The organism is Clostridium sp. AWRP (genome assembly GCF_004006395.2).
In the GTDB taxonomy this organism is placed as follows: Bacteria; Bacillota; Clostridia; order Clostridiales; family Clostridiaceae; genus Clostridium_B.
Genome location: NZ_CP029758.2, coordinates 503,760 through 516,076, shown reverse-complemented (window position 1 = coordinate 516,076; position 12,317 = coordinate 503,760). Strand labels below are relative to the sequence as shown.

General features: G+C 32.4%; 10 protein-coding genes. All 10 read right to left on the bottom strand.

Annotation, left to right across the window (positions count from 1 at the left end):
* Nucleotides 1–193: 193 nt before the first annotated feature.
* Complete coding sequence (locus DMR38_RS02360; RefSeq protein WP_127719826.1) at nt 194–1,573, bottom strand: mannose-1-phosphate guanylyltransferase/mannose-6-phosphate isomerase; 1,380 nt, start codon at nt 1,571–1,573, stop codon at nt 194–196.
* Nucleotides 1,574–2,068: 495 nt separating this feature from the next.
* Complete coding sequence (locus DMR38_RS02355) at nt 2,069–2,788, bottom strand: polysaccharide deacetylase family protein (protein ID WP_127719825.1); 720 nt, start codon at nt 2,786–2,788, stop codon at nt 2,069–2,071.
* Between the two features lie 57 nt (nt 2,789–2,845).
* Nucleotides 2,846–4,405, bottom strand: a complete 1,560-nt coding sequence (locus tag DMR38_RS02350) for an oligosaccharide flippase family protein (RefSeq protein WP_127719824.1) — start codon at nt 4,403–4,405, stop codon at nt 2,846–2,848.
* A 12-nt stretch (nt 4,406–4,417) separates the two neighbouring features.
* Complete coding sequence (locus DMR38_RS02345) at nt 4,418–5,611, bottom strand: Coenzyme F420 hydrogenase/dehydrogenase, beta subunit C-terminal domain (protein ID WP_127719823.1); 1,194 nt, start codon at nt 5,609–5,611, stop codon at nt 4,418–4,420.
* A 49-nt stretch (nt 5,612–5,660) separates the two neighbouring features.
* Nucleotides 5,661–6,770, bottom strand: a complete 1,110-nt coding sequence (locus tag DMR38_RS02340) for a polysaccharide pyruvyl transferase family protein (protein WP_175412900.1) — start codon at nt 6,768–6,770, stop codon at nt 5,661–5,663.
* 174 nt (nt 6,771–6,944) lie between these two features.
* Nucleotides 6,945–8,126: an O-antigen ligase family protein gene (locus DMR38_RS02335; protein WP_127719821.1), complete on the bottom strand. Its 1,182-nt coding sequence runs from the start codon at nt 8,124–8,126 to the stop codon at nt 6,945–6,947.
* A 3-nt stretch (nt 8,127–8,129) separates the two neighbouring features.
* The gene (locus DMR38_RS02330; RefSeq protein WP_127719820.1) at nt 8,130–9,383 is read right to left on the bottom strand and encodes a glycosyltransferase family 4 protein; all 1,254 of its coding nucleotides are present in this window, start codon (nt 9,381–9,383) and stop codon (nt 8,130–8,132) included.
* 84 nt (nt 9,384–9,467) lie between these two features.
* Nucleotides 9,468–10,061, bottom strand: coding sequence for an acyltransferase (locus DMR38_RS02325; protein WP_127719819.1), 594 nt, complete (start codon nt 10,059–10,061; stop codon nt 9,468–9,470).
* Nucleotides 10,045–11,109: a hypothetical protein gene (locus DMR38_RS02320; RefSeq protein ID WP_127719818.1), complete on the bottom strand. Its 1,065-nt coding sequence runs from the start codon at nt 11,107–11,109 to the stop codon at nt 10,045–10,047. The genes DMR38_RS02325 and DMR38_RS02320 overlap by 17 nt, the downstream gene beginning before the upstream one ends.
* Before the next feature lie 14 nt (nt 11,110–11,123).
* A complete protein-coding gene (locus DMR38_RS02315) occupies nt 11,124–12,248 on the bottom strand; it encodes a glycosyltransferase (protein WP_127719817.1) in 1,125 nt (374 codons plus the stop codon).
* Nucleotides 12,249–12,317 lie beyond the last annotated feature (69 nt).

Here is a 12,317-nt window from a genome sequence, read left to right as displayed (position 1 = left end):
GAGTTTTGCCGCCGACTTCCTTCAGATTCCACGTCACCATGGACACCCTTGTCTTAAGCTATGCACTTGGTACTATCAACCCGTGCTAGGGACTTTCACCCTTTAGATTGCATTCATGCTGGGCGCACAACAAAAGCAGGGTAAATCACTCTACCCTGCTTACTACTTTCTTCACATATTCATTTTATTAAACTTATTTTCTTCCATAATCATCTTCAAATCTTACAATATCATCTTCCTCTAAATAATTACCCATCTGAACCTCAATGATCTCAAGAGGTATCTTTCCTGGATTCTCAAGCCTATGCTTTTGTCCAGGTTTTATAAAAATACTTTCTCCTGCAGGCACCAGCTTTTCTACATCATCTATTGTCATTTTGGCCATACCTTTAACAACAATCCAATGCTCACTCCTATGATAATGCATCTGGTAGCTTAACTTCTTACCCTGGCTTACTTTAATTCTTTTAATCTTAAATGAATTCTTCTCTTCTTCTAAAACTTTATAACTTCCCCAAGGCCTGTAATCCTGCACATGATATTCTACTCTGCTGTCATTTCTTTCTTTTAAGGATTGTACAATTTTCTTTACCTTTTGTGACTGATCTTTTTTGCAAATAAGCAAGGCATCCCTATTATCCACTACAATTAAATCATTGACACCTACTGCTGTTACTATCTTGCCTTTTTCTGAATATATGTAGTTGTCTTTTGAATCAATAAGTATATTATCCTCACCAGATATATTATTATTTTCATCCTTATCAAAGACTTCATAAAAAGAATCAAAGCTGCCAAGGTCATTCCAGCCTATATCTACAGGTGCAACAGCAACATTTTTACTTTTCTCCATAATACCATAATCTATTGAAATTTTTTCATCTATTTTACTAAAAGCTTCTTTTATAGTACTGCTGCTTTCAAAAGCATTATATATATTTGGAGCATAGTGTTTTACTTCATTTATAAAAATATCAGTGTTGAACATAAATATTCCTGCATTCCAATAGTAGCCCTCATCAACATAAGTTGCAGCAATTTCAGCTTCCGGTTTTTCTTTAAATTCTTTTACTTCATAACCATTTAATTTTTTATTTCCGGGTTCAATATATCCATATCCAGTGTTTGGATTATCCGGTTTAATGCCGAAGGTTATAATTGAATCTCTAGTTAATGGTTCTGATTTTTTAATAATATTTGCAAATTCCTGACCCTTTGCAATCATATGATCAGAAGGAAAAACAACTACCGTATCATTACCCTTTTTAGCTATTTCATGAACACCTGCATAAATTGCAGGAAGGGTATTTTTAGCTTCAGGTTCAACAATTATATTAGATTCGCTATATTCATAACCTAATTCTTCAACAGAACCCATTACTAAAAATTTATATTTTTCATTTGTTACTACATATATATCATCTAATTGTGCTAATAATAAACTTCTCTTAAAGGTTTCCTGGAACAAGGATGGTTTATGACTTTGTAATTTTATAAATTGTTTTGGATATCTGTCACGGCTAAGGGGCCACAGCCTTGTCCCACTTCCACCTGCTAAAATTATTATTTTCATTTTTATGTCCATTCCTTTCGTTTCGCTCAAAGTACAAAACGTAATAAAAAGTTTTTGCTTCCAGCTAGTTTATATTTTATGCTAATTTATAGCAGAGTATTGTATGCAGTAACTTTCTCCTTTGGACAAGAGCAAATAGCTATTTTGATCAGTGCATTGAGATCAAGCTTCTTCTTGTCTCTATCATTTATTTCTTCTCAAATCCAAATATTAATATTTCTATTTTTGACAAATATATTTAGAGTTAATCAAAAAATATTGTACTGCATATAAAAATTCCAACAGCTCTATTTATATTATTCTGCTGGAATAATATTTAATCTTGTTCATATCCCCCCGAGGTCGTTGCGAAGAAGCCTGCAACGGAGCTTGCTACTATTATGAAAAAGTTACCTTTTTATTTACAATTTATCAAAAGTGACAAGTACCTTTAGTTGCTTCCATTCGCAATTCGAGCAAAATTTCTATATCAATTGCATATAATATTATATATTACTAAACATGGTATTTGAGAGTAGAGCTCTCAATATTAAACCTCGGAATAGTAAATCTACTTTTAACTGTCGATTTCCTGCAAGAACGATCCTTCACCTGCAAAGCATAATCAAATCCTGCTTTAGATACGACGTCCAATACGCATGAATCATATTGGCCATAAGGATAAGCAAATATATTACATTGCTTTCCTAGCATTTGTTCTATCTCATCCTTAGCTACAATTACCTCTTCTTCTAAATCATGTTTAGATAATCCCAAAAGTGTTTTATGATTTGCTCCATGTACACCAATCGTTACCAGTGGATTAAATGCCATTTCTTTTAGTTCTTGTAAATTAATATAGCCAGAAGTATTAACTAACCTACTTGAGATAAATAATGTAAATGGAGCATTTATTGCAACAAGATACGGATATGCTACCCTATAAGCATCAGACAAACCATCGTCAAATGTAATCGCAGTATATCCCGTCACACGTTCATTGTCTTGAGTCAACATCTCTAACAAACTATTAAGGTCAATACAATTTTTCCGACTTTTCGCAAACTCTTTGAACTGAGCAGTGCTCATTTGGCATCCGCCACAACATTTACTGTTTTTCTCAACATGATGCAAGCAATATATACTTGAATGCGGTAAAGTTAAATTTTGCTTCATCACAATCGGTTTTACAATTGGCTTTGCTATACTCTTGACACGTTTCAAAATATTGTTCATCTATGAATCACCTTCTCATTTTCTCAAATAGGCATAAATAGTACCAACTATCTTATATTACATGAATCTTGTGCAAACTATATGTATGATTTCTATTTTTTCTCCCAATATATGATCTATTAATACCATTGTTTGCTTAAATTCCGCTTTTCTATAATATATGATGAAAAATATGAAATTAGGTACAATTAAACATATAATTGTTCTAATAATTAAATTTGCTAAGTTTCCAAAATTCACTAGTATACAGCATAAATAAGTTAAAGCACATACTACTAAAGTGCAACACATATATTGAATTAATCTCTTTACAAATGTATTCATTGGTCGCTTAAACACTACTGTAAACAAATTATGTAAAACCCATGGCATGCCGACAATAAGTGAGCTCAATACCGTTGACAACAGCACACCATAAATGCCAATGAATTGAACCATAATCAAGTTCATAACCAAATTGGTCAGGGACGTGCATAATGGCCTAAACCTATCTTCATGCCACATTCCAGCTGCGTCCTTATACACAATCAATAGCTGGTTCATTTCTCGAATATAAAAGTAAGCAGCAAAACAGACTACGCATCCTATAGATAATAGGTTTGTTTCACCAATCCATAGTGCCATGAATGGTTGATAAATGCACAATAAACAACACGCACAAAATCCAGAGACCCATGATATTATGAAAGTAAATTTTAAAAGATCATTATAGTTTTTCTCTTCAGTTTCAGTAACTATACTGTTTCCAATTCCAGCTGTACAGGCGTCAAAAAATATAGTTACAAAGCCCATTACAGAATTAAGAATATAATAATAACTATTATAAATGGCCAAAATAGATAAACCTAAAAATGCTGATATTATAATACTATCTGCAGAATTAACAATTATTTCACCAACTTTAGATGTAAAAAGATCTTTTACCCTCTGATTAATTTCTTTTACACGATCAGGTTCAAGATTGCCGCATGGCCGATATTGTGGAAACAATTTATTAGCCTCAACTGCCGTCATTATATTGAGAAGTGCTTGCGAAAGCAGTGTAATTATGACATACCAATAGTAGTTTTTTGTAAAAAATAAAACCATTATTTGAGCAACATACATGACAGTATTCTCTGCAATTGTAACCTTGCTAATTACATCATCTCGTTGATGTGCCGTCAGAAGGCAATTTTTATATGCAAACAACCAATAAGAGAGAACTGTTGCAGCTAAATTAAGCAAATATAAAATATATACATTCATCCCCGCTGGCACTTCTCCAGATATCAAATGAGGAACAAAAGGTGTAATTAAACATCCTACAACGAGAATTATTAGACCGATTATTCTATAATACAGCCTATACAATTTCACTAATGCACAGATTGTAATTGTATCATCATCAGCAATAGGTTTGTACATACTAAAAACCATTGCAGCCCCAACACCCAATTCTGCAAGATTCAGGACTTGAAGAATCGAAGTAAACAAACTATTAAGTCCCAAATACTCTAGTCCAAGTACATATATCATTACAGTTCGAATTAAAAACGGAGCTAAAAGTTGATATATCTTCAAAACAAAACCCGTAATTATATTTCTCGTTGCATTTTTAGTTCTATTGATTCGCATTCTATTCTCCTACTATGCTTTTTTCTTAATCGCTTTCAGAATTTTAGCCGTTATAAGATATGCATGAGCTTTTTTCCACGCATATAAGCATCCCAGAATTTCATAACGTTTGTTATAATAATAATATTTTTCTCTAACTTTTCTGAACCCGCCATCTCTATAGGTTCCCCAAAAGTTATCATATAGCACTGGTTTTTTATTTGGCTCAAGAAGTTGTTTGTTAGATTCAAAAGCCTCTTTCCAAGTATGTTCTTCAATATGCAGCTCTGAGGCTAAGCTACATAGTAATTGTTCTCCTTTCTTCGTATTTGTCAAAACAAGATTAACTCCACGCTCTGATCCTCTCTGAGAGAACTTATACGCTCTATAATTCCAGAAATCTGCTAAAGTAATATCTCCCGTTCTTTCAGGAGAGGAAAAATGACACTCGAAGCACGATTTCCTAAGTGTCAAATCCCTCAATAAAAAAAAATGAAGATAAGGATCCTTAAATTTTGAAGCGATGTATTCTGAACCATTTTTAAATTTTGCTTTCATTGAAAAAACGCTCCAACAAGGTTTCTTATAGCGAAAATTTAATTCAGTTATTTTTGAATGATTTTTTTCGCAGATACATTTCAAATAGTCTCTAAAAATCATTGGCGATGGAACACCATGACACACGATGTCAATGAAAAAGAGATTTTCATAGTTAATTTTCAAATAATTTTGTAATGCAGCAACTTGACATGGTGTTCCAGAAAACAAAACTTTTCGCCCCACTTTCAAATCATTTTTTACTTGTTCATAAATATTTTTTGTATTACTCTGAACATATTTTGAACCTCTCAATTTTTTTACTTCCTGCATATTTAAAGTTCTAATATGTTTCACTCTCATGAGATCATCAAAAGCAGCACCATACACCACACCACCGCCCTGGATAATTCTTTCAGCAATTGTTAAGAATGCACCTCCGGACGTTGATGCCAAACGGCTTTCAACATTTTTTTGCCAACAAGCAAAAACCTTTTCAGCTTTTTTATTTTTCTTTTGATAATTCACTGGACATCTTGAAACGCACAACCCGCATTCAACGCACTTATCAGAATCAATACTTGGATGCATAAAGCCTTGCTCGTCTTCAACTGCAGAAATTGCCTTTTGATTACATATATCAATGCACATCATACAGCCTGTGCATGAACTATCATCACATATTTTCATGTATTTATTCTCCTTTATTTTACTTCAAAGAATAATGTCAAAATACTTTTCATTTTTCTTTTATACATTCACTAATAACATTCTTTAAATTGGCATAATATGTATCTCTGAAAACAGAGTTTAACTGAACATAGTCATAATTATTGTAAATGTAAGTAACTTTTTCATACACGTTATAAATATTATCCACATAGCATACTGTTTGATCATAAATTCCTTTAAACCAATCAACGCCTGTAATCACTTTATGATCATTTGATTTAATAACTATAACTGGTGTTCCAGCAATTAATGAAAATATTGTTCCATGATAGCGATCAGTAATTACTACCCTGTAACGGCCAAAGTCATTAATCATTTGCTGCACACGCTCTTTAATATGTGATTTTAATTTTGAGAAATCACATGCTACTGTAGTATCCGAAATAGTAACATCATCAATTTTCCCTAATTTTTTACTTAACATTTTGATTGTATTTTCATCATAATATTTTTCCGAATCATTCCTACAGCAAATTAGTATTCCGCTTCTATCTTTCTTATCATTTATAGGTAAAGTACCAATTAATGATGTAACTATATCCGGATAGAGAAGAAGTTTATTATTTTCAAACATTTTTTCTCCAACACTGTAAGAAACATAATCCCTGCATAACAACAAGATCTTTTTATGTTGCCGATAATTATTCGAAACAGCCTCTGCATTTTCTCTATTTTTGTATAAAATCGTCTGCGGAAGCATAATAATCGGAATGCTCGGGAAGTTCCTTATAACAAGTTGATGAACGTAGTCATGAAATCCGCCCAAATCCTGTGTGCAATATCCACTTTGGAAAAATATCAAATCCCCATTGCTTTTCTTATTCTTCAGTAAATCAATAAATTTCTGTTCTGCATTTACAATAGTATCTGCTGAAATCTCAGCAATGGTATACTCTGGATAATTTGATACAAGCCAATCTTTAATACAAACATACTGAGCTAAATCACCCATATTAGAATGCGTTGGTACATCTAAATACCAAATTATGTTTAATCCTTTATCTATATATTTATTTAGCTCATCAATATTTTTTCCTGCAATGAAATTAGAATAAAAATATTTGAAACACATATACGGCTTCTTTATCGTATTACTTAAAAATGAATTAGAAGCCATTCGCTTGCGAACCTTATATAAAATGCTGCCTTTCATTATCTAACAAAACCTTTCTATCATAATACAAGAAGTGTTTAGGCCGATGAAATTAAAACACTTCTACAGTTATTTGATATTTATTACATATGATTACAAAACAAGAAAAGTGTAAAACATGTTAATGTAGCCTGTTTTTCACTTTTCTGTTGTCTCCGAAAAGCAAGAAAATGACCGAGAAAAACACAATAAAATCAAAAAAGGAACTGATGTAATCATTAAGTTCACTAACCCACCGATAAATGATGCCCAAATTGCTCCAATAAGAATGCCATTTTCTCGAATTTCATAATGTTTGTATAGTTGCCTTAATGTATCCCAGATCAACTTGATAAAAAATACTGTCCCAATTGCACCATAAATTAGTAAAAGCTCTAGTATTGAATTATGAGCACTTACAAAAGCAGAATCTATGTAGCCTATATAATCTGCAACTATTTTAGTTCCATATCCATAGCCAACTAAAGGTGATAAACTTATCAATTCCGGAATATGAGAGTAGATATTTGTGCGGCCTGTTAATGTAATACTTTTGTGCAAAACTTCAGTAATAACAAAGTTAAATACTCCTATGTTTTGATAATATCCAAATATAATTAATATATTTAAGATAGCAATTAATATTAGTCCTATTTTAAGTGTAATAAACTTCCATACACTTACATTTTTATAATAAATTAAAGCTACTGTAATTATAATCAAAGCAAGCATAACAGTACCTTGGCCACTTTTTAAGCATATTGAATCTAAAAAAGCAAGAAGAAGTAATACAAAATCGCATCTTTTAATTTTTTTATATAATAGATAATCCGTACTAATTAATAACACTATCAATGTGAAAATTGTCTGAACAGTATCAGCTCTAGAACCAATAAACAACATAACCTCTTGATAGTCCGATGCTTGATAATAAAAGCTTTGACACAAAGTAATCAAAATATATACCGTAGAAATATACCAAACTGCTTTGTGCAAATATACATAATCCTTTCTTTTTAGATTACTGAAATAAGTAAAACCTGCAATCAATATCAACATATAGTCAATCAATCGAATAATATTTTGCATTGTTGTCCCGTGGATATTTAATGCTATAAACTGCTGAATAACAATTATTACTATTGACAATGCAACTTTATGTTTATGTATCTTAATTGTTTTCGTTTGCCCAATTCGTATTGCTAAATAAAGTAAGCAAAATAAAATTCTTGTACCAATTATTATCCAGCCTAACTTGGGAATATATTCATTCAAAATTTGTATTGGGAAAATAATTAATAGTAACAAAATATAATTAATCTCTCGTCTTTCAGAATACATAATTTAGATTTTCCTTTCAATATCGTTATAGATTGAAATGAGCTGCTTCAAATTAGTTTCTTGATCATGTGTTTTAGTTGCATGCTCAACAGCTTCTTTAGATAAATTAATTGCAAAACTTTCATCATCAAATACTTTACAAACATAATATGCTAACATATGGATGTCATTTGCAGGATACAATAATCCCTCTCTTCCATGCTCAATCATATTTTGTACCCCACCAACACATGAGGATACCACAGGGACTCCCAAGAGCATAGCTTCTCCTACAGAATTAGGTGAGTTTTCAATACTCGATGGCGATACAAATACATTACTATGTAAGTATTGTTGTTTCATTTTTTCTGCATTAAGAAACCCTGTAAAGAAAACATTATTCGTCAAGTCTTCTTTCTTAATAATATCTAAAATATATTTTTGATACACACTAAGTTTCCATTTGGGATCCTGGCTAAAATCTTTTCCACCTATGTATAGTTTAACATCTGGATATTCTCGTTTAATAATTGGCATTGCCTGCAACATCAAATGGATTCCTTTAATTGGATAATGTGCCTGGCTGCAAAATATAGAATGTTTTTCACACTTTAAATATTCCCACTGTCCCATATAAAATTCCTTACGAAGGATTTCATTATTAAAATGATAGTGAACGTCAGGATTGATCGCCCATACACAAGCTTTGTCCCAATCAGTTCTACCTATTACATGTTTGACTGAAGAAATTGCCTCTATCTCATATTTTCCCTTTTTCTCAAATACATCATGTTTTTCTTTTAAATTGCCTTTAATTAAATCCTTTATTCGCGTTCCGTGAATAACTCTTTCTGGCAAATATGCATAGTAGTACTTTGCATATTCGGAAAGTAATCCCTGAATTGAAATTACTACTCTATTTATGATTTTCAGTCTCGAACATGCCTCAACCATTGCAAGTGCATGCTCGTCCTCTGTCCCCCAAATATGAATCACGTCGGGTTTTTCCCTTTGAATTATTTCAATTAACTGTTGGATGTACTCTTCATCACGCCGTCCTACTCTTTCATTTTTGTTTTCTACTGCATAGTATGTAATTTTATTAACAACACCACAGCGTGATTTTACATCATCAAATAGATAAACTAAGTTGGTTTCTGGAATTGATGAAACAAGATCTGCCAAATAGACCATCCATCCCCCAACAACAGGTTCCTTTATACCTTCATATTCTGCTATCTGCGGCAATATAATATTCCCTATCCACAAGACTTTCATCCTAAAATCCTCCCCCTATTTCAACGCTAGGTAGCAGTACTAATAAGCATATATCTTCAACCTGCCACATTATAACTCATTAATTTATATCTTTCGTATAAATTTAGCTGGTGCCCCACCCCATATTTCTCCATCTGGTATTGATTTAGTAACAACAGAACCGGCACCAACAATCGATTTTTCTCCAATTGTGACTCCTTTTAACACTATGGAACACGCTCCAATGAAAGCTCCTCTTTTAATTCTAATAGGTGCGCTTTGAATATTTGTATCATAGCTTTCCATCCTTTGCTCCATATTCAATGAATGAAAATCGGTATTCCATATCTTACAACTTCCTCCGATCATCACATCGTCTTCGATGATAATGTTATTCATACTAACTAATGAAGAATTTGAAATTCCAACATTATTACCGATTGCAATTTTACCACCCCGATATGTTCGCAAAATCAACCGCGTATCTCCGCCAATAATGTTATATTTCTTTCCTGAACGAAACTCGACATTTTTCCCAATTGTAATTGAATGCTTTGTATCAGCTCGTATCGTAAGTATGCCTTCAATATGATATGTTTTTCCACCCAAATCCACTCCAAAATAGTGGAACAAAATCATGTTTACAATTTTCTCGAATACTTTTCGAATTTTTCTTATTATATTATATATTGTTTTCATGGTTACGTTCCTTTACAAAATCAAGTATTTCCCCCGACGCCGCAAGTTGCCTTCTCATAAACTCTCGTATATTGTTCAGATAAGCTTCGTCTGCATTTCTATTGACTATTTCTTTAAAGTCACAAGAATCAATATCCTCATATACGATACCTAATCCATTATCTTCAATGAAATCAAGTGATCTACACTTTCTACCAACTACTGGGGTTCCTCTATAAATCGTGTCAAATACAACTCCGCTGCTGTGCTTTGAATATGCATCAGAGTAATTCAAAATACAATACTTACTTTGCCGTATATACTTATCATAGTCTTCGTCACTGATATATCCTAGCACTAAGGTGATGTTTGAACTTTTTGAGCAAACATTCAATAGTTCTTGTTTAATATCGTTGTCAACTGGTCTTCCTGCTATTATTGCTGAACAATCAGAATTAACCAATTTTTTAGCAACTTCAACTGTGCCTTTGTCTCTCGTTATTATTCCAACAATCCCATAATCATATTTCTTGCCAGTCAATTCTTTTGGTAAGCAACTATACTCTTTCTGTGTGACACAGTAATCTGGAACAACACAATATGGAACTCCATATGCTCTGCCTATTTCGTCATTAGGGCAAAGGATTCCTTTCAACTTATTCTTAATCACACGATATATAAACCGTTTTAATGTAGAATCTATAGAGAACGTATTGTACTGAATCATATAAATATTTAAAGGTTTATAATATAGCATTAATGCAAAGAAAACCGTGGCTACAGCATTGCATTGTAAAATGATGATGTCATTTTGGGCCTTATGAAACAGTTCAAAACAGTTATGAATTACTTTATACTTTGTTTTAATAATATTCTCGTTTACGTAGGTATCGTATTTAAGTTGCATAAATCCATCAAACTTTGTTTTATAAATTGGACCACCTGCAATTTCTATTTTGCATTTTCCTATAAACATATTTAGATAATTTTCAGCCAGAGTAAAATAATGCCCTGTGGACTTGCCATTTCTATTTAGGCTGCGCACATCCGCAATAATCAAATGTTCCATATTTAGCGTCTCCTTTATAGGGTTTTAAGCCATTGTTGTAAGGCGGTCATCTTTTCTTCATATGTAAACGGCATCTTGCTTTCTTTAATGGTCCAATCATTAGATAACGGACGTATTTTTGAATTTATTTTGCTGAAATCAATATACTCTTTACTTACATCTAATACTTCACCGTTTTTTTCATTAACCAAACACGCTGAACCAGCATTCTGAGATACCATCACATATTCTCCAGCTAATAATGCTTCGTTTGTTACTGCCCCAAAAGCTTCACGGAGACTCGGCAAGATCAAAACCTGACCAATATTGAAGAACGCATAGAGATTTTCCCCCTCCATTCTTCCCATCATCATGATGTAGCTTCCTGCTTTTTCATTTCGAATCAATTCTTTTACACTATTCATAATATTTTCGCCGCTTGAACCACAATCGCCAATAATAAGCAAAACAGCATTGCTATTCAGTTCGTGAGCATAAATAAAAGACTCTACTAAGTACTCTATATTCTTTTCTTCTGATAGTCTTCCAACAAATAAATACACTTTTTTTCCAATTAACTGATAGCGATGAATATTTTCTATCGCCAGCGAAGCACTGCTCGCCATTTTTTTCCGGAACATTTCATCTTTTTGGATGATGGGAAACACGAAAGTCTGTACTTTATAATGTACACTATACCAATTTTGTGCAACATCATTACACAAAATAATGCCATCAAGAAATCGCATTATTAAATTTCTGGAAATTTTTCTAACACCGGAACAATTCTCGGCATAATTTTTGCTATCATCACATATGGTAATAATACAGTATTTTTTCTTTGAGAAGGCACGTGCAATAACAGCGCACCATGCGCCAAAACTATACTCTCCAACAAGTACTATATCTGGTTGCCTTTTTATTATTTCTGATATATGCCCTTTATATATAGCTCTTCCTCCAAGAGTGATCCTCTTTTCCATATAATGAGGCTTAAACAGAAATAGATTCTGTATTTTATCATAGTCAAATTTTTGACTTTTCAGATTGCTATAGTAAAGGAAAATATCCGTGTCAAACGCACTTGATAAATCATTAAAAAAGTCAATTCTATATGGTGCAATCGTAGGATGAAAAATTAGCATTTTTTTTCTCATCATTATTTCCTTTCTGCAATAAGTTTTCCTGAAAATTCATGTTTATCAACTGCTTATACATTATACCATATG

Bases quoted from the DNA above. Each gene is read 5' to 3' on its own strand.
- DMR38_RS02345 (WP_127719823.1), bottom strand. From the start codon at position 5,611: ATGAAAATATGTGATGATAGTTCATGCACAGGCTGTATGATGTGCATT.
- DMR38_RS02325 (WP_127719819.1), bottom strand. From the start codon at position 10,061: ATGAAAACAATATATAATATAATAAGAAAAATTCGAAAAGTATTCGAG.
- DMR38_RS02350 (WP_127719824.1), bottom strand. From the start codon at position 4,405: ATGCGAATCAATAGAACTAAAAATGCAACGAGAAATATAATTACGGGT.
- DMR38_RS02335 (WP_127719821.1), bottom strand. From the start codon at position 8,126: ATGTATTCTGAAAGACGAGAGATTAATTATATTTTGTTACTATTAATT.
- DMR38_RS02330 (WP_127719820.1), bottom strand. From the start codon at position 9,383: ATGAAAGTCTTGTGGATAGGGAATATTATATTGCCGCAGATAGCAGAA.
- DMR38_RS02315 (WP_127719817.1), bottom strand. From the start codon at position 12,248: ATGATGAGAAAAAAAATGCTAATTTTTCATCCTACGATTGCACCATAT.
- DMR38_RS02320 (WP_127719818.1), bottom strand. From the start codon at position 11,109: ATGGAACATTTGATTATTGCGGATGTGCGCAGCCTAAATAGAAATGGC.
- DMR38_RS02355 (WP_127719825.1), bottom strand. From the start codon at position 2,788: ATGAACAATATTTTGAAACGTGTCAAGAGTATAGCAAAGCCAATTGTA.
- DMR38_RS02360 (WP_127719826.1), bottom strand. From the start codon at position 1,573: ATGAAAATAATAATTTTAGCAGGTGGAAGTGGGACAAGGCTGTGGCCC.
- DMR38_RS02340 (WP_175412900.1), bottom strand. From the start codon at position 6,770: ATGGCTTCTAATTCATTTTTAAGTAATACGATAAAGAAGCCGTATATG.